Genomic DNA, 21,962 nt, shown 5'->3' on the forward strand with positions numbered 1-21,962 from the left:
TGTGGCGTTGCTCTTCTGAAGGTAAGCACTCAATGAAAACAGTCATTTTGGCCGGTGGCCTGGGCACGCGTATCAGCGAAGAGTCCCACTTGCGGCCCAAGCCAATGATCGAGATTGGCGGCAAGCCGATCATCTGGCACATCATGAAGATCTATTCCCATTACGGTATCAACGATTTCGTGATCTGCCTGGGCTACAAGGGCTACGTGATCAAGGAGTACTTCGCCAACTATTTCCTGCACATGTCCGACGTGACCTTCGACATGTCGGAAAACCGCATGCATATCCACAACCGCAATGCCGAACCCTGGCGCGTGACGTTGGTGGATACCGGTGAAAATACCGCCACAGGTGGTCGCATCAAGCGCGTTCGTGACTATGTCGGCGACGACACTTTCTGTCTCACCTACGGCGACGGCGTAGCCGATGTTGATGTTGGCGCATTGGTCGATTTCCACAAAAACCACGGCAAGCTCTCCACGGTAACCGCTGTTCAGCCACCAGGGCGTTATGGCGCCCTCGATGTGCGTGGTGAGCAGGTCCAGGGTTTCCAGGAAAAGCCCCTAGGCGATGGCGGTTGGATCAATGGTGGTTTCTTCGTTCTGGAGCCGGGCATCTTCGATTACATCGACGGTGACAGCACGACGTGGGAGTACGAGCCCATGCGCGCCCTGGCACAGGACGGACAACTGATGAGCCATACCCATCGCGGGTTCTGGCAGGCCATGGATACGTTGCGTGATCGTAACTACTTGGAAGAGCGCTGGAAGTCCGGAGAGGCGCAATGGCGAGTATGGTCGTAAGCCGCAGCTTCTGGTCGGGGCGCAGGGTCTTTCTCACCGGTCACAGCGGCTTTAAAGGCAGCTGGCTGGCATTGTGGCTCAGCGACCTGGGTGCTGAGGTATACGGCTATTCGCTGGCGCCCAACACCTCGCCTGGGCTCCATGACCAGGTGCGCCTTGCCGAACGGGTGTCAGGCGAGTTCGCCGATATCCGCGATGCTGAAAAGCTTGCTGGCAGCCTGTCGGCATTCCGCCCCGAGATCGTCCTGCACCTGGCGGCCCAGCCGTTGGTGCGCGAGTCGTATCGCACCCCTGCACACACCTATGCGACCAATGTCATGGGCACGGTGAATGTGCTGGAGGCCGTGCGCCAGTGTGACTCGGTTCGCGCGGTCCTGGTGGTGACCACCGACAAGTGCTACGAAAACCGCGAATGGCTTTGGCCCTATCGCGAGCAGGATGCGCTGGGTGGGCATGACCCCTATAGCAGCAGCAAGGCATGTGTCGAGTTGCTCTGTGCGTCCTGGCGCGAATCCTTCTTCAGAGACCAAGACGTGGCGTTGGCCACTGCTAGGGCCGGCAACGTGATCGGCGGTGGCGACTGGTCCGCCGATCGCTTGCTTCCGGACATCCTGCGTGCCTGGGATGCCGGCGAGTCGTTGACCTTGCGCTACCCGGGCGCGGTGCGTCCTTGGCAGCACGTGCTCGACCCACTGCAGGGCTACCTGTTGCTGGCCCAGGCTTTGATCGAGCAGGGGCAGGCGGTTGGCCAGGCCTGGAACTTCGGCCCCGACAGCGAAGGCACCGCAACAGTTGGCGAGGTGGTAGAGACCATGGCCCGGCTTTGGCCTGGCGAGGCGCGCTGGGCGGTCGAGCCATCTGCGCAGCCCCATGAGGCAGGTCTTTTGACCCTCGACTCTTCCATGGCACGCCAGCGCTTGGGCTGGCGTCCGAGCTGGGGCCTGGAGCAGGCCTTGCAGCGAACCCTCCAATGGCATTGCGCCTGGCGAGAAGGCCAGGACATGCAGCAATTTTGCCGCGCGCAGATCGCGGACCATGAAGGCGAAAACCGATGACTGATCAGACGGCGCAGCAGTTGCGCCAGCAAATTGCCGAACTCGTAGGTCGTTACGCGGAGCTGGAGCTCGCCACGCCCGGGTTCGTACCCGGCCAGCATGCCGTACCACCGTCGGGCAAAGTCATCGGCGCGCCGGAACTGCAAGCCATGACCGAAGCCGTACTGGACGGCTGGCTGACCACCGGACGTTTCAACCAGGCTTTCGAAAAGCGCCTGGCGCGCTATCTGGGGCGTCGTGGCGTGTTGACCGCCAACTCCGGGTCATCGGCCAACCTGCTGGCCTTTTCCGCGCTGACCTCGCCGCGTTTGGGTGACCGTGCCATTGGCAAAGGCGACGAAGTCATCGGCGTGGCGGCGGGCTTTCCCACTACCGTCAACCCGATCCTGCAGTTCGGTGCGGTGCCGGTGTTCGTCGACATCGAGATGGGCACCTACAACATCGATGCGAGCCTGATCGAGGCCGCAATCGGCCCGCGCACCAAGGCCATCATGCTGGCGCATACCCTGGGCAACCCGTTCAACCTCAAGGTGGTACGTGAACTGTGCGACCGCTATGGGCTGTGGCTGATCGAGGACTGCTGCGACGCGCTGGGCTCCACCTACGATGGGCGCCAGGTCGGCAGCTTCGGAGACCTGGGCACCCTGAGCTTCTATCCCGCGCACCACATCACCATGGGTGAAGGGGGCGCCGTGTTCACCGACTCTCCGTTGCTCAAGCGCATCGTGGAGTCTTTCCGTGACTGGGGCCGCGACTGCTACTGCGGCCCAGGCGAGGACGACACCTGCGGCAAGCGTTTTTGCTGGCAGTTGGGCGACCTTCCGCAGGGGTACGATCACAAGTACACCTACTCGCACCTGGGCTACAACCTCAAGATCACCGACATGCAGGCCGCCTGTGCATTGGCGCAGATGGACCGTGTCGATGACTTCATCGCCGCGCGCAAGCGCAACTTCACTTGGCTCAGCGAGCGCCTGGCCGGGTGCGCCGAGCAGTTGATCCTGCCGCAGGCCACCGCCAACAGCGATCCATCCTGGTTTGGCTACCCCCTGACCCTGCGCGATGGCTGTGGCGTCGAGCGCCTGGACCTGCTGCGTCATCTGGATGCGCAGAAGATCGGCACGCGCCTGCTGTTCGCCGGCAACCTGACGCGCCAGCCTTACATGAAAGACCAGCAGTACCGGGTGGCGAGCGACCTGAGTGTGACTGACAAGGTCATGAAGGACACCTTCTGGATCGGGCTGTGGCCTGGCCTGGGCGAAGAACACCTCGAGCATGCCGCCCGCAATATTGAAGACTATGTGCGGAGGCTGCGCTGATGCGCGCCTACGTCCTGTGTGGCGGCTTCGGCACGCGTTTGCAGACTGTGACCCAGGGCACTCAGAAAGCCTTGGTCACTGTGCATGGTGCGCCGTTCCTGCAGGTCGTGCTGTGCCAACTGGCACAAGCTGGCATCACCGATGTGGTGCTGTGTGCCCACTACCGTGCTGACCAGATGGCTGCGCAGTTGGATGCCTTGGCCCAGGCCAGCGGACTGGCGTTGTGCCTGGTGGTCGAGGCCGAGCCGCTCGGCACTGGCGGAGCCCTGCTCAACGCCTTGATCGAGCAGCCCGCCCAGGGGCGCTATCTGGTGCTCAACGCCGATACCTACCTCGATGCGCCTGCATACCGTTTGGCGGTGGCGGCGGCCGGTAATGCCGTGGTGGGCGTCAAGGTCGAGGACCGCAGCCGCTATGGCAGCCTGTCTGTCGACCACGCGAACGGGTTGCGTTCGATCGATGAGAAAGGCGTGGATGGCCCGGGGCTGATCAATGCCGGTGTCTATGCATTCGACAGCGTCTCGTTCGAGGGGCGGGCTGTGCAGGCCTGTTCCCTGGAGCGCGACCTGTTACCGGATTTGCTGGTGCGTGGGCCGGTCGAGGTGTGCGAGTACCTGGGCCGTTTCATCGATATCGGCACGCCAGAGTCCTTCGCCCGTTACTCCACTGAATTCCACATGGACACTGCCCAATGAGTTCACTTGTCCAGACCCTGAGTATCAGCGATCAGCGCAGTATTCTTGACGCCGTCGAGCACATCGAGGCCGGCGCCCTGCAAATCGTCTTCGTCGTCGATGCACTGGGGCGGTTGGTAGGGGTGGTGACCAATGGCGACCTGCGTCGGCATTTGCTGCAAGGTGGGAAAACCGACGTGCCGGTCACCGCCTGCATGAACCGTCAGTACCGCGCCGTGCCTGTCGGCACCGCACGTGAGGAGTTGCTCAAGCTTTTCGACCTAGGCTATCTCGCTATTCCTGGGGTAGACGCCGAGCAGCGGCTGGTGGAGGTCTACACCCGCCAGCTTGCGGCCAGCCCAGAGGTGCCGGTGCTGGCTCGGGCGCGGGCGCCGGTGCGCATGAGCTTTTGTGGCGGCGGCACTGACCTGACGTACTTCTTCATCGACCATCCGGCAGCCGTGCTGAGCTGCACGGTTGGCCTGTACGCCCATGCCACCCTGGTACCTCGCAAGGACAAGCAGATCAGCATCCATGCCGAAGACCTCGGCCGGGAAGAACACTTCGACTCCCTGGCGGACCTGCTGGCAGCCCAGGACAAGAGCTTGCTGGCGACGATCATCGCGGTGATCAAGCCCAACTACGGTTTCGACCTGTTCCTGCGTTCGGACTTCCCGGTGGGTTCCGGCCTGGGCGGTTCCTCCGCGGCGACTACCGCGACCATCGCAGTGTTCAATGAGCTGCGCCAGGACCGCTGGAGCACTTATGAGATCGCCGAGTTGGCGTTCCAGGCCGAGCGCCTGTGCTTTGGCATCGCTGGCGGCTGGCAGGATCAATACGCCTCGGCGTTTGGCGGGTTCAACCTGATCGAGTTCGAGAACCAGCGCAACCTGGTCCACCCGATCCGTCTGGAAGAGGCGATTCGCAACGAGTTCGAGTCGTGCCTGCTGCTCTGCGATACCGGTATTTCCCACGATTCTGGGCGTCTGCACGAACTGCAGCGTGAAGAGATCGCGGCCGAGGATTCCCAGACCGAACTGCTGCATGCCAGCGTGGCGCTATGCCGACGCATGCATCGGCATTTGATCCGCGGCGAGTTGCGCGGGGTCGGTATCTGCCTGGATGAAGCCTGGCGCCTGAAGAAGCGGTTCTCCTCGGCGATCAGCCATGGCCGGCTCGACAACATCTATGACGCCGCCATCGCGGCCGGCGCCGTCGGCGGCAAGCTGCTGGGCGCCGGTGGTGGTGGCTTTTTCCTGTTCTACGTCCAGCCACAACAGCGTCAGCGCGTGATACGCGTGCTGTCCGAGCTTGGCTGTCAGACCCAGAATTTCCGCTTTGAATCCAGCGGCGTAACCTCATGGCGAGCAAAGATCCAATGACCACTCTTTATCTCGACGGCATCCCCCTGGGCGGTGAGCGCGTCTACGTCATCGCCGAAGTGGGCAACAACCACAACGGCTCTCTGGAGCTGGCCCGCCAGCTCGTCGATGCGGCCATCGAGTCGGGTGCCGACTGCGTCAAGTTCCAGCTGCGCAATCGCGAAGCACTCTATCGCCGCAAGGCCGATGGCTCACGTGCCGAAGACTTGGGCGTGGAGTATATCCAGGACCTGCTGGACAAAGTCGAGCTGAGTCTCGACGAGCACCGCCAGGTGCGTGAGTACTGTGCGCAGAGGGGTATCACCTACCTGTGCACGCCGTGGGACGAACCCAGTGTCGATGCGCTGGCTTCGTTCGATGTGGCGGCCTTGAAAATCGCCTCGGCGGACCTGTGCAACCCTTACCTGATCGCCAAGGCCGCGAGCCTGGGCAAGCCGTTGATCCTCTCTACTGGCATGTCGTTCGAGCACGAGATCATTCGTGCCGTCGAACAGCTCAATGCTCTCGGTACACCTTTCGCGCTGTTGCATTGCAACAGCGCCTATCCTGCTCCGGAGAGCGATATTCAACTCGGCTATCTGCGCCGCCTGCAGGAGTTGCACAGTCTGGTGGGCTACTCCGGTCATGAGCGCGGTATTGCCATCACCCTTGGGGCTGTCGCGCTGGGCGCCAAGCTGGTCGAGCGCCACATCACCCTGGATCGCAACATGGAAGGGCCGGACCATCTGGCCAGCCTGGAACCTACCGAGTTCCGTCAGTTGGTCGACGGCATTCGTCAACTGGAACTGGCCTTGCCCTGGCAGGGGCCAGGCCGCCATGCCAGCCAAGGCGAGTTGCTCAACCGCGAGAATCTTGGCAAGAGCGTGATTGCTTCTTGCGACATCGCCCGTGGCAGTGTCCTGACGCAGGATATGCTGCGCATCGCCAGCCCTGGCCAGGGCTTGGCGCCGTACCGCCTGCCAGAGTTGCTGGGCAAGCCGGCCCAGCGCGATATCGCCCAGGGCGACTTCCTGTTCGAAAGCGACCTCGAAGCGCAGCAGGCCGAGGAAAAACTGGCGTTCCAGCTACCGATCCGCTGGGGGGTGCCGGTGCGCTATCACGATTTTCTGGATTACCGTCGACGCATCCAGCCAGACCTGTTCGAGTTCCACCTCTCCTACCGTGACCTGAGCCTGAAGCCGCAGCCGTTCCTTGCACCGGTCGAATGTTCGCGCCTGGTGGTGCATGCGCCGGAGCTGTTCGAGAACAGCGAGCTGCTGGATCTGGTCGCCGATGACCTGGCCTACCGCCAACGATCGATCGACAACCTGCAACGTGTGGTGGACGCCACACTGCAGATGGGCGAGTTCTTCCCCAATGCCGATGCTCGCCTGATCGTCGCCAACATCGGCGGTTTCTCGGCCGACGCACCGCGCCCGTTGGCCATGCGCCCGGAGCTGTACGAGCGCTTCTATGAGTCCTGTGCGCGGATCGACTTCAGCGGCACCGAACTCATCCCACAGAACATGGCGCCTTTCCCTTGGCACTTTGGCGGTCAACGCCATCAGAACATCTTCATGATGCCCGAGGAATTGGCGGCCCAGGCCCGTGAGCATGGTCTGCGCTTGTGCCTGGACCTTTCACACCTGCAGATGACCTGTTTCCACTTCGGCCTCGACTTCCAGGAGGCGTTGGCGCTGCTGTTGCCGTACTCGGCACATCTGCATGTGGCCGATGCCAAGGGTACCAATGGCGAGGGCGTGCTGATGGGCACTGGAGACATCGACTGGCCGCAAGCGTGGGCAAAGATCAAGGCCCATCCGCAGGTGAGCTTCATTCCTGAGGTATGGCAAGGCCACAAGGATCATGGCGCAGGTTTCTGGTCGGCGCTGAAGTTCTTGAGCGCTTTGAGTAAGGAGGCGTCCCATGGGTGATCATTCGTTATCCGAACGGCTGGGGCGGTTGTTGAGTGAGCCGCTGGAGTCGGTTCGCAAGCGTCAGCAGCAGACGCTCTTGGATATCATCGGTGATTTCGATCAGCCGTTTGTCCTGTTTGGCGCCGGCCATCTGGGGCGCAGGGTCGTTTCGGTGTTGCTGGAGTTGGGGCAGGCACCGGTAGCGTTCATCGACAACAACCCTGCACTGTGGGGCACATCGATCATGGGCATCGAGGTGATGAGCCCTGCACAATTGGCTAGGCGGGATCATTTCAGCTTGCCTGCCGTTATCACCACCATCTGGTGTGGTGAGGCCAGTGACCGCATGGCTGATCGTTTGGCTCCTCTGCGGGCTTTAGGCTTTGAGCGCATTGCCTTGTTCGGGCATCTGGCATGGCTCATGCCAGAAAAGTTTCTCCCTTACTACAGCCTGGACTTGCCGGAGCACGTTATTCAGGCGGCGGTCGATGTACGAAAGGCGTTCGAGCTGCTGACGGATGAAGAATCCAAGCGTTTGTTCGTCGATCACGTGGAGTGTCGGCTGTTTCTCAATTATGACTTGTTGCCTTTGGCTTCGTCCCGAGCGATCTATTTCAACGAGCATTATGCCAATCGCCGGGATGACGAGGTGCTCTACGACATCGGTGCCTTCAATGGCGATTCGATTCATGGCTACATCCAAAGCGGTCGTAAACACCGGGAAATCCATTCCTTCGAACCTGCCAGGCGGAACTTCAGCGCGCTTGAGACCACACTCGCCCAGTTGGGAGGGCAGACCGCAGGTTTCTACGCCCATGCGCTGGCCGTGGGCGATCAAATTGGAGAGATCTTGGTCGAGTCAGACTGCGGTGCGGCTGCTCGGGTAGGGGCAGGTAAGGAAGTTGTGCGCATGAGCACGATTGACGAACTGAGCAAGCAGATCGCGCCCGCGACATTCATCAAGATCGATATCGAAGGCTTCGAACCCCTGTGCCTGGAAGGCGGGCGCCAGTTGATCGCTCAGCGGCACCCTGTATTGGCCGTTTGCGTCTATCACGAGCAGACGCACCTGTGGAGCATCCTTCTGCAACTGCACAGTTATTACGACGGCTATCGCTTCGGTCTATGCCAGCACTTGGCCGAGGGTTGGGATTTGGTGCTCTATGCCGTACCTGCTGATCGTGTCGCCCACCATTCGTTGAATCTTCAGACGGTCTAATCACATGCGCGTAGCCGACTTCGTTTTTGAGTTCATTGCCCGTCAGGGTGTTGAGCACGTGTTCTTCCTGCCGGGTGGCGGGGCCATGCATCTGAACAATGCCCTGTTGCGCCAACCGCGTCTGCAAGCGGTGAGCATGTTGCATGAACAGGGAGCCGCCATTGCGGCTGAAGGATATGCGCGTACCAGTGGACGCTTTGGCGCCTGCCTGGTGACCTCCGGCCCTGGCGCCACCAATGCCATTACCGGTTTGGCCGGTGCCTGGTTCGAGTCGACGCCGATGATGGTTGTCTCCGGCCAGGTAAAGCGCGCGGACCTGAAAGGTGAGACCGGGTTACGTCAACTCGGCACCCAGGAGCTCGACATCGTCAGCATGGTTTCTTCGGTCACCAAGTATGCCGTGTGCCTGTCGGATCCTCAGCAGGTCCGCTATGAACTGGAAAAAGCCCTGTACTTGATGCTCAACGGCCGTAAGGGGCCAGTCTGGATCGATATCCCGCTGGATGTCCAGGCGACGGAAATCGACCCAGAGCAGTTGCAAGGCTATGTCCCCGACGACCATGTACTGCCGGCATTGCCACAGGCTTCGGCGTTGGAAAAGTTGGCTCAACGTCTGCAGGGCGCCCAGCGTCCAGTACTGTTGGTCGGCAACGGTATACATGGTGCCGGTGCGCAGGCCTCGATGCGCGAGCTGATCGAGCACCTGGGCATACCAACGATGACGACCTGGATCGGAGCTGATCTGCTTGAGTACGATCACCCGCTGTACTTTGGTCGCTGCGGCACCGTGGCGTCCCGCGGCGCCAACTTCACAGTCCAGAATGCCGACGTGGTAATTGCAATTGGTTGTCGTATGGACTTCTCCATTACTGGCTTCGACCGTAGTCAGTTCGCACGCGCTGCAACAGTCGTCGTGGTGGACATTGATCCGGCGGAAATCGCTAAGCTCGGGGATATGCCCGATCAATCCTTCGTGTGCGACGCCAAGGATTTCATCGTCGGCTTGCTTGAGCTGACTCGGGCACATCGTTATGACTTTAATGCTTGGCGCGAGCGCTGTACCGAGTGGAAAACCCGCTATCCGGTAGTACTGGATGAGTACCGCAAAAAGCAGGGCTTTGTGAACAGCTATGTCTTCACTGACATGCTCTGCGAGGCCTTGGACGAGAATGACATGATCATTCCTGGCAGTTCTGGGGCGTCGATAGATACGTTCTGGATCTCGGCCAAGCTCAAACGTGGACAAAGAGCGGTGGCCACAGGTGGTTTGGGGGCTATGGGCTATGGGTTGCCAGCCTCGATTGGCGGCTGCATTGGCGGGGGCAAGCGCCGCACGATTTCCGTGGACGGCGATGGTGGCTTCGTCATGAATATCCAGGAGCTGGAAGTGGTTCGGCGCCTGCAACTCCCGATCAAGTATTTCATTCTCAATAACAATGGATATGCGTCTATCCGCGCGTCCCAGTCGGGTTACTTCAAGCAGACCATTGGCTGTGATCCGGTCTCTGGCTTGACGTTGCCGGATATCGGCGCTTTGGCTGAAGTCTTTGGCTTGCCTGTATTGCGTGTCAGCGAGCAGTCGGATCTGGCCAATGTCATCCGACAAGCCCTGGATACACCAGGTCCAGTGCTGTGTGAAGTCATGGTTGAGCCTGATCAAGCGATTGGGCCGCGAGTCACCTCTCGTATTGGCGAAAACGGAAAGATGGTTTCCAGCCCGTTGGAAGACCTGTTCCCATTCTTGGATCGTGAAGAACTCAAAGCCAATATGTTGATTCCACTGGTGGATGAATGAGCATGTCCGAAGACTACCTTAAGCAGTACGCGCAAGCGGGCCTCTACACCATGCAGGGGCGCTTGGTCGCACCGCAGGACGGGCGCTTCCAGTCATTTCCGCGCGGTCAGTGGCGCGAGGAAATCGAGCAGGCGGCGGCCATCGGTCTGCGAGGCATCGAATGGATCTTCGATGTGTATGGCGTGGGCGACAACCCCTTGGAAACCCCTGAAGGTCGTCATGAGTTGATGGGGTGCTTGGCTGCCCGGGGAGTATCGGTTGTGTCGATCTGCGCCGATTATTTCATGGACCTCCCTTTGCTGCGCTGCACTGAGCAAGAACTACAGGAACGTCTTGAGAAACTGCGCTGGTTGATTGGCATCTGTCCGCAGATGGGGGTAGGGCGCATTGTGCTGCCCTTTGTGGACCATTCGCGAATCACCTCTGCTCAGGAGCAGACGCAGGTCATTGACTACCTGCGTCACCTCTTGCCGTTGGCGCAAGACTGCGCGGTGGAATTGCATCTGGAAACCGACTTGGCTCCCGAGTCCTTCCGCCAGCTGCTGCAAGATCTGGATCATCCGTTGGTCAAGGTTAACTATGACGCCGGGAACAGCGCTTCGTTGGGTTATGCACCGGCTGATGAATTTGCAGCCTACGGTGAGCGGGTTGGCAGTTTTCATATCAAGGATCGGCGCTTGGGCAGCAGCACCGTGCCGTTGGGACAAGGCGATACCGATTTTGCCAGCTTACGGGAGCAGTTGATTCGCTTCGATTACCGCGGCGATTTTGTGCTGCAGGTTGCGCGGGGCGTGGCGGGAGAGGAGTCCGCCTGGTTACGGGAAATGAGTGAGCTGGCAGCCGAGTGGTTGCGTGGTAACCGTCTGGTTTAAGTGAGTGCAAGGGCATGGTGCGAATTCTTTTTTGTGGGCTGGGTGGTATTGGGCAACGCCATCTACGTAACTTGCGTAGTGTGCTCGGCGAGGAACTGGAAGTTCATGCATTTCGCGTGCGTCGGCAGCGAATCAAGCTACGGGATAATCTGACCGTGGAAGAGGGCGCCGATCTGGAAGCGGACTACGGCGTAATCGTCCATGATGATCTCGAGAGCGCTTTGGCATGCCAGCCTGATGCAGCCTATATCTGCAACCCGAATTCCTTGCACGTTCCAATTGCCCTGGCCTGCGCAAAGGCCAATGTAGCGGTGTTCATGGAGAAACCGCTGGCCAGTGATCTGCAAGGTATCGAAGAGCTGATGGCTTTGGTGGCTCAGAAGCAATTGCTCTTTTACGTGGGCTACAACTTCCGTTTCCACCCGGGTCTTCTGCGAATCAAGTCGCTGCTGGATGAGGGGTTCTTCGGCAATATCATCCGCGTCAGCGCAGAAATCGGAGAGTATCTGCCCAACTGGCACCGCTATGAGGATTATCGCCAGATGTATGCGGCCAGGGCCGATCAGGGCGGCGGTGTGATCCTTTCGCAAATCCATGAAATGGACTTGATCTATTGGTTCTTCGGATTGCCGCGCAACATCCTTACGGTGGGTGGACAACTCAGTAATCTGGAGATCGATGTCGAGGACACCGCGACGTCACTCATGCATTACTGCGGGGACCGAGGCAGTTTCCCGATTCACTTGCATCAGGATTTCATTCAGCGTCCCCCTGTGCGTACCTTCAAGATCATTGGTGATGCGGGCGTTGCCGAGCTGGATCTGATCAACACCCGTTTGGCGGTCTACAACGCTGTTGGCGAGCAGGTTGAATCCAACAGGTTCGAAGGCTTTGTGCGCAACGACATGTTCTTGGACCAGGCGAAGCACTTCCTGGAGTGCCTGCGGGGGCAGGCGCAACCACAAGTCACCCTGTTCGATGGCCTGCAAAGCCTGCGCCTATCGTTAGCCGCTCGTGAGTCATTGCATCGCGGTGCGCGGGTAGAGCTGGAGGAGATCGTTACTTATGGCTGAACATCACTCTTCAATGCAGCAGTTGTTCGACCTGAGTGGTCGAGTCGCGATCATCACGGGAGGAGGTGGCTTGCTGGGTTATCAGCATGCCGCGGCCGTGGCGGGATTGGGAGGCTTGCCGATCCTGCTTGATGTCAACGAGGCAGGTTTGCAGCGTAGCCGGGAGCGGCTGCTGGATGAGTGCGGTGTCGACGCGCAGGTGTATGTGGCGGACATTACCTCCTTGCCATCGTTGGAGACAGTTCGCGACCGGGTGTTGGCCGAGCATCGCCACATCGATATCCTGATCAACAATGCTGCCCGCAACCCCAAGGTGGAGGATGGCGCAGGCAAGAATTTTTCTCGCCTTGAAGCGTTCCCCTGGGATCAGTGGCAACAAGATCTGGATGTTGGGTTGGGAGGTGCCTTCAACTGCGCCAAGATCTTTGGCCACCAGATGGCCCTGCAAGGCAAAGGCGTGATCGTCAATATATCGTCGGACCTTGGGGTGATTGCGCCAGATCAGCGTTTGTACCGCGTTGAAGGACGTGAACCGGAGCAGCAGCCTGTCAAACCGGTGACCTACTCGGTCGTCAAGCATGGCTTGATTGGCTTGACCAAATACTTGGCGACGTACTGGTGCGAGCACGGGGTGCGTTGCAATGCATTGTCCCCGGGAGGTGTTTATGCCGGACAGGATGATGTGTTTGTCAGCAAGCTACGTCAGTTGATTCCCGCCGGGCGTATGGCCAATGCCGATGAATATCGTGGAGCCATCGCGTTCTTGTGCGCTGATGCTTCTCTTTACATGAATGGCTGCAACCTTGTGATGGATGGCGGTCGTAGTGTCTGGTGATTCGGCCTGGCAATAGCGCCGATCAGATTTCTATTTTTACCGATGCTGTTACTTATGCAGTACGGGCACTGTGATTGAGCAGTGATTGTTTGGGAGTACGCAATGAGCCTTTTAGAAGAATCAAATTATTGGGACAGGTTCTACAGTAATCGTAGAAAAAGCGCTCCCGCCTATCCTTCACAGTTCGCTGCATTTGCCATCAACGAATTCATCGAGGTTGATGGCATTCTCGAGTTTGGCTGCGGTAATGGCCGAGACAGCAGTTTTTTTGCTGCCCACGGTTTCGACATGCTGTGCCTGGATGCCTCTGCTGAGGCTATTGAATTGTGCCGGTCGCGTAACCAATATCCTCACGTGAGTTATGTGCATTCCCCAGCCGCGGCCGCGAGGGAATATATAAAAGCGTTCCTAGACGGTAAACGTAAGGTGGCGGTCTATGCTCGCTTCTTCCTGCACGCCATTGAAGAACGCGAAGCCAGCGCCTTGTTGGATTTGCTGGGGGTGCTTCTGCCCGTACAAAGCCAGTTGTTCTTCGAGTACCGCACCGTGGAAGACGCCGAGCAGGAGAAGATTTTCGGCACCGATCATTATCGCCGTTATCTTGATCATCAAGAGACGTTGGAAAATATAAAAAAGGCTGGTTTCAACGTTACCTATCAAATTGAGGGGCGAGGCCTTGCAAAGTATCGAGATGAAGATGCGAAAGTAGGGCGCTGTGTGGCGCACAAGATTTAGTTGGCTCGATGATGGGGCAGGGGATCACAATGCACGATTTACAAGGCAAAAAACTCGTATTGTTCGGCGCAGGCAAGAGCGGCGGGTTGTTCATTGAGCAAAATCGAGACTTGGAAATACTTGCGATAGCGGATAATGACCCCGGCAAGCAAGGCGGAACATTGCTTGGCTACCCTATCATTGCTGCAGAGCAAATAACGGACTACCCCTGCGATGCCATCGTTGTTACCAGTGTGTGGTTGGATAGCATTTTGAAACAGCTTGACGACCTTGGACTGGCCGGTATGCAAATTGTCATGCCTGGAAAGCGGGAAATGAAAGGGATGCGTGATATTCATCCCTTCTCCGATGCCCCCACCAAAGCGATCGCCGTAGAACTGGTACTCACACTGGCTTCGCTGAGTGAAGCGGCAGGTATTGACCTCTATCTGGATTTCGGCACCTTGTTGGGAGCGTTGCGTGACAAGGACTTCATCGCTTGGGATGACGATATTGATTTCTCCGTCAACGAAACACAGTTCACTCAACTGGTGGCCCTGCTGACGGAGAACCGCAACGGCTTACCGTACCGAGAGGGTATCGAGTGGGACATGGAACTACTTGCCTCCCGAGGCAGGGATTTTGCGCTCAGGATCACCTGTCGCAATGCTCCGGGCTTTAACAACATCATCCCGTTCGAGACAGACATTGCGCACCGTGTGCATCGGGAGGGTTCTGCCGTCATGGTGGGGGCCATGCCTGAATGGTTCTGTCCACAGAAGCACTTCGAAGGCTTTGACAGAGTGGAGTTGTTTGGTGCCGCCTTGAAAGCCCCCAAGGAGCCCTACGCCTATCTTGATTTTGTCTATGGAGAATGGCGCGTGCCGAAAAAGGACATGACATTTGCCGACTACAACCACTCGGGTGAAGTGAACTTTGAGAGCTACGACAACTCGGTCAGGCGCTTGAACTGAGATTTCACGTAATAATTAGCAGCCTGCTCTATTTGCAGGTGTTGTGGAAGTACACGAATGCCCTGTTGTCAGGAGTTGTAGATGATTCGCTCATTGTTTTCCAAGCGGCCAAGCCCTTATTACGTTGTCGCCCCTGACTATCGCCGGACTTCGGCAGGCATTCGTGTGATGCATATGCTTTGCGATGCATTGATGCGTTCGGGTTATGAAGCTTATATCACCGCTGGCGTGGTCGACCCGAGGCTCATGACTCCGCGCCTGACCGATGAAATCAGGGAGCGGCATCAGTCGCAAGGCGTAGAACCCATCGTCATCTACCCAGAGGTGATAGATGGCAACCCGTTGGCGGGAAATGTGGTAGTTCGGTATTTACTGAATCATCCTGGTTTCTTTGGCGCTGTTAGCCCGTTTGAAGATAGCGATATCCTCTTCTCCTATACTCGGGGGCTGTTGCAGCCCGGAATGCCTGACGACCGGGTCATGTATATGCCCGCCGTGGATACCACTATCTTCTGTCTGCCAACGGACAGTGCCATTCGCATACCGGGAAAGATCTGTTATTACCAAGGCCGGAATGGGCAAGCGCCCGTCGATCCCCAATTGCTAACGCCTGATGCTGTTGAAATCACGCTTGGAAGCCCGGGTACCTGGGAGGAGTTGGCTGCACTTTTCCAGCAATGTGAATACTTCTACTGCACCGAAGCGTCCGGGTTGGCGGCCGAAGCAGTGTTGTGCGGCTGCGTGGCAATTATTCTTCCCAATCGTTATGCCCCCCGCCCATTATCCCAGCATGAAAATAATAACTACGGTGTTGCATGGGGTAATACACCAGAGAACATCCAGCGTGCACGCGAAACGGCACCGCTCTTGCTGGAGAGTTTGCTTACGCATCGAAGGGCGTTCTGGGACTCGCTCGATCATTTCATTGAAGTCACCCAGCAGGCCGCCGACGCATACACGCAGCGGCCCCCCGTACATCAGTCCCAGAGCTGGTTGGCGCATCGCACCCCAACCGCTGTGCAAACACAGCTGATAGAGCAGCATACCCAGGAGGTCACAGTCCCGGTGTTGGGCATCGTCATACTGGATGCTTGCGGTGACACCCTCAAACTGCAACGAACCCTGGATAGCATGGCTGCTCAAACGAGCAGTGCGGTGTCGGTGCGGCCGATGATCCTGACCGTAGCCACGGAGTTGCCTGAAGGTCACAAGGCGTTTGTCCTTGATGAGGTGGATCCGGTATCCAGTATCAACCAAGCCGTGCTGACAGCTGAGTGCGATGCGTTCATGGTTGTCCGTTCAGGAGAGACATTCACCTCTTCAGGATTGATGAGCGCAGCGCTTCTCATTGCTGAAAAGCCGTCTTGGCGTGCCCTATACGCTGACGAAGGGATGCGGTTTGCGGACGGTCGTCTCGATCTGTTGCTGCGCCCGGATATGAATCTGGACCTGCTGTTGAGTTTCCCGTCCAGCATGACGAGCCATTGGCTGTTCAATCGTGATATCTGGCAACAGCAAGGAGGATTTGTCAGCCAATACCCAGACGCCTTCGAGCTGGAGTTCATTTTACGTCTGATCGAACTTGCAGGGTATGAGGGGCTCATTCACCAGAGTGAGGCTTGGCTCATCGGCAACGCCCTGGTGATGCAGGATAGTGTTCAGCATCGACAGGTTATCGAGCGGCATCTGCACAAACGCGGCTTCGACGGTGCTGCTGTTGCAAGTCGATGGCCAGGGCTCTATGAGGTGGACTATGCGCATGCAGGGTCGGCGACTGTCAGTATTCTGATTCCTGTTGATGGAGAGCTGGCTTATGCCCAGCGGTGTGTTGAAAGCCTGCTGGGGAATACCAGTCATAAAGAGTTTGAGCTGGTTCTGCTGGATCGGGGCAATGAAGACCCCTCGGTGATCAGTTGGCTAACTGGCATAGAGCAGTTGGCGGCTTCTTTCCTGCGTATCCTGCGCTGCCCTGCAGATACATCAATCGAGGCGATGTATAACCAGGCCGCCGATCAGACTCTTAGCGAGTTCCTGGTCTTCATGGATCCTCGAATCGGAGTGGCAGGAAGCGATTGGTTGCAGCAGCTCTTGAACCATGGCAGGCGCCCAGAGGTTGGTTGTGTCGCGCCCAAGCTCGTCGACAGCGAGGGGCGGATCAGCCATGCGGGGCTGCTGCTGGGGCAGGCGGAAGTCGTGACCAACCACTTCAAAGGGGTTCCAATGACCGACGCAGGGTATGCGCACCGTCTGCGGGTTGACCAAAGCTACACCGCGCTCGCCGGTGAATGCCTGATGTTACGCAGAGAGTTGTTTGTAGCTGCGGGCGGTTTTGATGAGCAGATGCGGCCTTGGTCGAGTGTCGACCTTTGCTTGAAATTGCATCAGGCAGGCTACTTGAACGTATGGACCCCAAGGGTTCAATTATTGATCAGCCGAATAGAGACGCCGCCTGCAAGTGTTGAGCAGGAAGACCGCTTGTATGAGCGGTGGTTGCCAGCATTGGCCCGGGACCCGGCAAGTAATGCCAATCTTCTCGCGTCCTCGGGGGGCGTGTTCTCTTACGTCGACAATGCATTGTCCTGGCGCCCCTTGGCGTCAATTAAGGCGTTGCCCCGCGTCTTGGTGCAGTTGGATAAAGCAGGTGGAAATACCGGTGATCGCATCAAGGATCCGCTTGAAGCGTTAAATGAGCTGGGGCAGATACAGGGGACGCTTTCTTCTCGGCTGCTTTCGGTGACCGAGCTGGAGCGTTTCGAACCTGACGCAATTGTGCTTGCTCGTACCCTGGGCCTTGAGCATCTTGATGCGTTGCGCCGAATGAAAGCCTTCTCGCGGGCATTCAAGGTCTGTGATCTTGATGTTTACCTGCCCGACCTGAGTGCATCCGCCCCTTTCAAGAAAAAGGCCCCCGGTGACATTCTGGCCGCTATGCGCCATGGGCTGGCATACATGGACCGGCTGCTTGTACCGACCACTTTCATGGCGCAGGTATTTGAGGGGTTCAACGCCGATGTTCGAGTGCTCGAAAATCGGCTGGCGCCTACCCGGTGGGGGGCTCTGCAAGGCTTGCGTCGACAAGATGGAAAGCCGCGCATTGGTTGGGTCGGGGCTGTCAGCGATGTCTCCGATCTGGAGATGATTGCAGAGGTCATCAAGTCGTTGGCGAATGAGGTTCACTGGGTGATGTTGGGGGCCTGCCCAGTGCTATTGCGCCCGTACATACACGAATTCCATCAGGCCGTCGGCATCGAGCAATACCCCGCCAAACTTGCCTCGCTGAACTTGGATTTGGGGGTGGCGCCCCTTGAGGATAATTTCTTCAACCGCTGCAAAAGCAATCTGCGTTTGCTTGAGTTTGGCGCCTGTGGCGTGCCGGTCATCTGTAGCGATGTGGAGGCTTATCGAGGCCAATTGCCGGTAAGGCGTGTAGACAATCGTCCCGAAGCCTGGGTGGACGCCATTCGTGCTCATATAGACGACCTCAACGCCGCCGCCGCATTGGGCGACTTCCTGCAAGGTAGTATTCGACGCGACTGGTTGCTTGATGGTAGTGCCCTTGCCGCATGGCACGACAGTTGGCTGGGGGTATAACGGCATGAGCGTTTCCCTGAAGTCACCGCTTATCGAGGCGGATGTCCAGCGTGTCATCCAATGTCTGGACATTCGTCAGTTGGCTGGCCAGCACGTGCTGTTGACCGGATGTACCGGCTTTTTCGGCAAATGGTTGTTGGCCATGCTGGCATTGTTGAATCGACAGGGGGCGGGGATTCAACTAACGGCCATCTCCCGTAACCCGGGCCGTTTCCTGCGCCAGTACCCGGAGTATGTTCGGGATAGTTGGATTCGTTGGGTTGAGGCCGATGTTCGTGCATTGGACGAGCAACCGCTGGCGATACGATGTGATGCGGTGATCCACGCAGCCACCGATACCACTGCCAATGGCCAGGCTGATGCATTGCGCCTTTACGACACCATCCTTGGTGGTGCGCGCAACGTGTTGGATCTCGCTGTGCGGGCAGGTGCCCGCCGGGTGCTTTTTACCGGGTCAGGCGCTCAATATGGTGCTATCGCAGGGGAGCGTCCGGTGCTGGAAAGCAGCTCAGGCGCTTGCGACAGCTTGCGGGCAGGGAGTGCCTATGCTGAGGCGAAACGGGCGCAGGAGACCTTGGCGGCCATTTATGCCGAACGTTATGGGGTGGAAGTCGTGATGACCCGGTGCTTTGCGTTTTCAGGCCCGGGTCTTGCCTTGGACGAACATTTTGCGATCGGCAACTTTGTCAGGGATGCGCTCTGGCGGGATGAGCTGGTATTGCAGTCAAGTGGTAGCGCGGTGCGCAGCTACCTGCATGGGGCGGATCTGGCCGGGTGGTTGCTCACGCTGCTGGTCAGAGGGGAGAGCGGGCAGGCCTACAATGTTGGCTCCGATAAAGCCCTGAGCATCGCTGAGTTGGCCCATAAGGTCGTTTCTCGTTTGGCGCCGGGCAAGCCGGTCAGGATCCTGGGCCGGGAGGATGTCACGCGTGGGCGCTCCTATTACGTACCGGATATCGGTAAAGCTCGTGGGTTGGGGCTCGATGACTGGACATCGCTGGACCATTCCATTGACAGCATGGCGCAATGGGCCCGTGAGCAGGGCGTTCGAAGTGAAGTGGATCTGAAGCCGGTGCGATGATCGGACTGATTTTTCGGCTGGTCGTGTTGCGGGTGACGAAAAGCGCGTGACCTTAGAGTCAGAACGTGCATCTTCATTGTATATTGTCAAAATCGGAAACCACTGCGTCGCTTCTGGCATTCTGCCAGTGCGGGTGCAGTGGTGACTTTGCTGTTAATGAACGGGAAGCCATATGATTGGCATTAAAAGCATCGCCAGTTACGTACCTCTCAAAGGTGTCGATAACTACGCCCAAGGTGCGAAATTCGGTAAAGATCAGGATTTCATCTTCGGCAAGATCGGTTCGACTTTCCTGCCACGAAAGGACGCTGAGCAGGAAACCTCTGACCTGTGCGTCGAAGCAGTCCAGGCATTGTTCACAGCCAATCCAGCGCTGGATCCGGCCTCAATCGACACAGTGATCGTCGTCACCCAGAACGGCGATGCCGAAGGCTTGCCACACACAGCGGCCATCGTCCAGCACAAGCTGGGGTTGTCGACCCATGTCGCAGCCTTTGATGTTTCCCTGGGTTGCTCGGGATATGTCTATGGCTTGTATGCGATGAAGGGTTTCATGGAAGCAGCAGGGCTCAAAAATGGACTACTGATCACTGCTGATCCCTATTCCAAGATCGTCGATCCCGAAGACCGAAACACCACCATGCTGTTCGGTGATGCCGCGACGGCGACCTGGATGGGAGAGGGCGCAGTCTGGCAATTGGGTAAATCCTTGTTCGGCAGCGATGGCGCCGGTGCCGAGCATTTGCGCACAACTGACGGCAAGTTCTTCATGAATGGCCGTCAGGTCTACAACTTCGCTTTGGTCAAGGTGCCGGCGCATCTGCAACAGTTGCTCGAAGCCAGTCACTTGCAGGCAGAAGATATCGACCTGTACTGCCTGCATCAGGGGAGTGCGGCGATCGTTGATGCCGTATCTCAGCGCTTCAATGAGGGTGCGCATAGGGAGAGGTTCGTCAAGGACATGGTCGAGACAGGTAACACCGTTTCTTCTAGTATCCCGCTGCTGCTGGAGAAACATGTGATTGGCTCGCAATGCAAGCGCGTTGCCTTGAGCGGATTCGGTGTTGGTTTATCGTGGGGGTCGGCGATTATCGAACGCGTCGATTGAGCCGCTCGAGGGTCTCCCAGAAAAAGCGCTTGCCGTTTCCCGCAAGCGCTTTTTTTTTTCAGGAGGGGGCTTTGGTTAGCAAAATTCTGGCGTCAACCCTTTGATTTTCTTGGGGTGGCAGGGTGCCAGTAAAAAAAATCCCAAAAGACCCTAAAGCAAACTGCCCTGGCGACGATAAACATTACGAAGGTTCTCTAGGCCACACCCCCGGCGAATTGCCAAGGCCGGAAGCCGCAGTACCCAATCCAACGAGGAATTCGTCATGGCTTTGACCGTTAACACCAACACTACCTCTCTGGGCGTTCAGAAGAACCTGAACCGTGCTTCCGACGCACTGAGCACCTCGATGACCCGTCTGTCCTCCGGCCTGAAAATCAACAGCGCCAAAGACGACGCCGCCGGTCTGCAGATCGCTACCCGTATGACCTCGCAGATCCGTGGTCAGACCATGGCAATCAAGAACGCCAACGACGGTATCTCCATCGCCCAGACTGCTGAAGGTGCGATGCAAGAGCAGACCAACATTCTGCAGCGTATGCGTGAACTGGCTGTTCAGGCTCGAAACGACTCTAACAGCAAGGAAGACCGTGACGCGCTGAACAACGAATTCCAGAAGATGTTGAGCGAGATCGACCGTATCGCCAACAGCACCCAGCTCAACGGCAAGAACCTGCTCGACGGCACGGCTAGCAGCATGGTCTTCCAGGTTGGTTCCGATGCCAACAGCAACAACCAGATCACCATCGACCTGGGCAAGAAGCTGACCAGCACCGGTGCCCTGAGCGGCCTGAGCGGTAAGAGCGTCACCGGCTCCACCAGCACCCAGGCAGAAGCCACCTTCAGCGCTGCTGTCAGCGCCATCGACGCCGCTCTGCAGACCATCAACGATGTTCGCGCCGAGCTGGGTGCTGCTCAGAACCGTCTGACCAGCACTATCAACAACCTGCAAAACATCAACGAGAACGCCGAAGCCGCTCGCGGCCGTGTACAGGACACCGACTTCGCCGCTGAAACTGCTCAGCTGACCAAGCAGCAGACTCTGCAGCAGGCTTCGACCTCGGTTCTGGCTCAGGCCAACCAGCTGCCATCGGCAGTTCTGAAGCTGCTGGGCTAATCTGCCTGACAGTTCTCGGCGGGGGAGTGCACCTGTGGCGCTTCCCCGCCTTTTCATTGTGAGGTGGTAAAGATGGACATGAGCGTCAAGCTGAACCTGTCCTATCAGGCTGCACGCCAAGCCGAGCCGGTTGCCGAAAAGTCGGTTGTCCAGCCGGCAGAGGTTTTCGATGAAGCCAAGAAGGACGACCCGGTGAAGGTGCAGGGCGTCGACGACGTGAAGAATGCCGTCGCGGAAATCGAAAAGTTCTTGAACGAAACTCGACGTAACCTGGAGTTCTCTACTGATGAGGAATCCGGCAAAATCGTGGTCAAAGTCATCGCCAGCGACAGTGGAGAGCTGATCCGCCAGATTCCCTCGGAAGAGGCCCTGCGAATCGCCCACAGCCTGAGTGATGTCAAAAGTGTTCTGTTCGACGCCAAGGTATAAGTGGCGGCGAACAAATGATGCGAATCATG

Annotated in this window: 18 protein-coding genes; all 18 read left to right on the forward strand. The window is 58.0% G+C overall.

Translation table 11 applies throughout. The features are described 5' to 3' along the window. Positions 1-32 precede the first annotated feature (32 nt). The 18 genes from rfbF (at position 33) to BLS27_RS15145 (ending at position 21,933) form a co-directional block, all read left to right on the forward strand. Entirely contained in the window at positions 33-803 is a 771-nt protein-coding gene (gene rfbF, locus BLS27_RS15060) for a glucose-1-phosphate cytidylyltransferase (protein ID WP_090345441.1), read from the forward strand. Next, positions 785-1,858, forward strand: a complete 1,074-nt coding sequence (gene rfbG, locus BLS27_RS15065) for a CDP-glucose 4,6-dehydratase (protein ID WP_208599413.1) — start codon at positions 785-787, stop codon at positions 1,856-1,858. The genes rfbF and rfbG overlap by 19 nt, the downstream gene beginning before the upstream one ends. Beyond that, positions 1,855-3,177 carry a lipopolysaccharide biosynthesis protein RfbH gene (gene rfbH, locus BLS27_RS15070; protein WP_070092454.1) on the forward strand — a complete coding sequence of 441 codons (1,323 nt, stop codon included), beginning with the start codon at positions 1,855-1,857 and terminating at the stop codon, positions 3,175-3,177. Before rfbG ends, rfbH begins: the two co-directional genes overlap by 4 nt. Next, complete coding sequence (locus BLS27_RS15075) at positions 3,177-3,872, forward strand: sugar phosphate nucleotidyltransferase (RefSeq protein ID WP_090345446.1); 696 nt, start codon at positions 3,177-3,179, stop codon at positions 3,870-3,872. The genes rfbH and BLS27_RS15075 overlap by 1 nt, the downstream gene beginning before the upstream one ends. Then, a complete protein-coding gene (locus tag BLS27_RS15080) occupies positions 3,869-5,233 on the forward strand; it encodes a GHMP family kinase ATP-binding protein (protein WP_090345448.1) in 1,365 nt (454 codons plus the stop codon). The genes BLS27_RS15075 and BLS27_RS15080 overlap by 4 nt, the downstream gene beginning before the upstream one ends. Then, positions 5,230-7,146 carry an N-acetylneuraminate synthase family protein gene (locus tag BLS27_RS15085; protein ID WP_090345450.1) on the forward strand — a complete coding sequence of 639 codons (1,917 nt, stop codon included), beginning with the start codon at positions 5,230-5,232 and terminating at the stop codon, positions 7,144-7,146. The genes BLS27_RS15080 and BLS27_RS15085 overlap by 4 nt, the downstream gene beginning before the upstream one ends. Then, complete coding sequence (locus BLS27_RS15090; protein ID WP_090345452.1) at positions 7,139-8,347, forward strand: FkbM family methyltransferase; 1,209 nt, start codon at positions 7,139-7,141, stop codon at positions 8,345-8,347. Before BLS27_RS15085 ends, BLS27_RS15090 begins: the two co-directional genes overlap by 8 nt. A gap of 4 nt (positions 8,348-8,351) precedes the next feature. Further along, positions 8,352-10,142, forward strand: coding sequence for a thiamine pyrophosphate-binding protein (locus BLS27_RS15095; protein WP_090345454.1), 1,791 nt, complete (start codon positions 8,352-8,354; stop codon positions 10,140-10,142). 2 nt (positions 10,143-10,144) lie between these two features. Continuing rightward, positions 10,145-11,014: a sugar phosphate isomerase/epimerase family protein gene (locus BLS27_RS15100; RefSeq protein WP_090345456.1), complete on the forward strand. Its 870-nt coding sequence runs from the start codon at positions 10,145-10,147 to the stop codon at positions 11,012-11,014. Between the two features lie 14 nt (positions 11,015-11,028). Further along, positions 11,029-12,087: a Gfo/Idh/MocA family protein gene (locus tag BLS27_RS15105; protein ID WP_090345458.1), complete on the forward strand. Its 1,059-nt coding sequence runs from the start codon at positions 11,029-11,031 to the stop codon at positions 12,085-12,087. After that, positions 12,080-12,922 (forward strand): SDR family oxidoreductase, encoded by an 843-nt coding sequence (locus BLS27_RS15110; RefSeq protein ID WP_232095224.1) that lies wholly within the window; start codon positions 12,080-12,082, stop codon positions 12,920-12,922. The genes BLS27_RS15105 and BLS27_RS15110 overlap by 8 nt, the downstream gene beginning before the upstream one ends. A gap of 102 nt (positions 12,923-13,024) precedes the next feature. Beyond that, entirely contained in the window at positions 13,025-13,657 is a 633-nt protein-coding gene (locus BLS27_RS15115) for a class I SAM-dependent methyltransferase (protein ID WP_090345462.1), read from the forward strand. Positions 13,658-13,686: 29 nt separating this feature from the next. After that, positions 13,687-14,610, forward strand: a complete 924-nt coding sequence (locus tag BLS27_RS15120; RefSeq protein WP_167358104.1) for a LicD family protein — start codon at positions 13,687-13,689, stop codon at positions 14,608-14,610. An 81-nt stretch (positions 14,611-14,691) separates the two neighbouring features. Then, a complete protein-coding gene (locus BLS27_RS15125; protein WP_090345467.1) occupies positions 14,692-18,201 on the forward strand; it encodes a glycosyltransferase in 3,510 nt (1,169 codons plus the stop codon). A gap of 4 nt (positions 18,202-18,205) precedes the next feature. Next, the gene (locus BLS27_RS15130) at positions 18,206-19,282 is read left to right on the forward strand and encodes an NAD-dependent epimerase/dehydratase family protein (RefSeq protein WP_090345469.1); all 1,077 of its coding nucleotides are present in this window, start codon (positions 18,206-18,208) and stop codon (positions 19,280-19,282) included. A 172-nt stretch (positions 19,283-19,454) separates the two neighbouring features. Continuing rightward, positions 19,455-20,390: a ketoacyl-ACP synthase III gene (locus BLS27_RS15135; protein WP_090345471.1), complete on the forward strand. Its 936-nt coding sequence runs from the start codon at positions 19,455-19,457 to the stop codon at positions 20,388-20,390. A 262-nt stretch (positions 20,391-20,652) separates the two neighbouring features. Continuing rightward, positions 20,653-21,504, forward strand: coding sequence for a flagellin domain-containing protein (locus BLS27_RS15140; RefSeq protein WP_090345473.1), 852 nt, complete (start codon positions 20,653-20,655; stop codon positions 21,502-21,504). 72 nt (positions 21,505-21,576) lie between these two features. Next, a complete protein-coding gene (locus BLS27_RS15145) occupies positions 21,577-21,933 on the forward strand; it encodes a flagellar protein FlaG (RefSeq protein WP_090345475.1) in 357 nt (118 codons plus the stop codon). Positions 21,934-21,962: the final 29 nt, after the last annotated feature.

Source organism: Pseudomonas guariconensis (assembly GCF_900102675.1).
Lineage (GTDB): Bacteria > Pseudomonadota > Gammaproteobacteria > Pseudomonadales > Pseudomonadaceae > Aquipseudomonas > Aquipseudomonas guariconensis.

Coding starts and splice junctions, on each gene's coding strand:
- rfbF (WP_090345441.1), top strand. CDS start 33: ATGAAAACAGTCATTTTGGCCGGTGGCCTGGGCACGCGTATCAGCGAA.
- rfbG (WP_208599413.1), top strand. CDS start 785: ATGGCGAGTATGGTCGTAAGCCGCAGCTTCTGGTCGGGGCGCAGGGTC.
- rfbH (WP_070092454.1), top strand. CDS start 1,855: ATGACTGATCAGACGGCGCAGCAGTTGCGCCAGCAAATTGCCGAACTC.
- BLS27_RS15075 (WP_090345446.1), top strand. CDS start 3,177: ATGCGCGCCTACGTCCTGTGTGGCGGCTTCGGCACGCGTTTGCAGACT.
- BLS27_RS15080 (WP_090345448.1), top strand. CDS start 3,869: ATGAGTTCACTTGTCCAGACCCTGAGTATCAGCGATCAGCGCAGTATT.
- BLS27_RS15085 (WP_090345450.1), top strand. CDS start 5,230: ATGACCACTCTTTATCTCGACGGCATCCCCCTGGGCGGTGAGCGCGTC.
- BLS27_RS15090 (WP_090345452.1), top strand. CDS start 7,139: ATGGGTGATCATTCGTTATCCGAACGGCTGGGGCGGTTGTTGAGTGAG.
- BLS27_RS15095 (WP_090345454.1), top strand. CDS start 8,352: ATGCGCGTAGCCGACTTCGTTTTTGAGTTCATTGCCCGTCAGGGTGTT.
- BLS27_RS15100 (WP_090345456.1), top strand. CDS start 10,145: ATGTCCGAAGACTACCTTAAGCAGTACGCGCAAGCGGGCCTCTACACC.
- BLS27_RS15105 (WP_090345458.1), top strand. CDS start 11,029: ATGGTGCGAATTCTTTTTTGTGGGCTGGGTGGTATTGGGCAACGCCAT.
- BLS27_RS15110 (WP_232095224.1), top strand. CDS start 12,080: ATGGCTGAACATCACTCTTCAATGCAGCAGTTGTTCGACCTGAGTGGT.
- BLS27_RS15115 (WP_090345462.1), top strand. CDS start 13,025: ATGAGCCTTTTAGAAGAATCAAATTATTGGGACAGGTTCTACAGTAAT.
- BLS27_RS15120 (WP_167358104.1), top strand. CDS start 13,687: ATGCACGATTTACAAGGCAAAAAACTCGTATTGTTCGGCGCAGGCAAG.
- BLS27_RS15125 (WP_090345467.1), top strand. CDS start 14,692: ATGATTCGCTCATTGTTTTCCAAGCGGCCAAGCCCTTATTACGTTGTC.
- BLS27_RS15130 (WP_090345469.1), top strand. CDS start 18,206: ATGAGCGTTTCCCTGAAGTCACCGCTTATCGAGGCGGATGTCCAGCGT.
- BLS27_RS15135 (WP_090345471.1), top strand. CDS start 19,455: ATGATTGGCATTAAAAGCATCGCCAGTTACGTACCTCTCAAAGGTGTC.
- BLS27_RS15140 (WP_090345473.1), top strand. CDS start 20,653: ATGGCTTTGACCGTTAACACCAACACTACCTCTCTGGGCGTTCAGAAG.
- BLS27_RS15145 (WP_090345475.1), top strand. CDS start 21,577: ATGGACATGAGCGTCAAGCTGAACCTGTCCTATCAGGCTGCACGCCAA.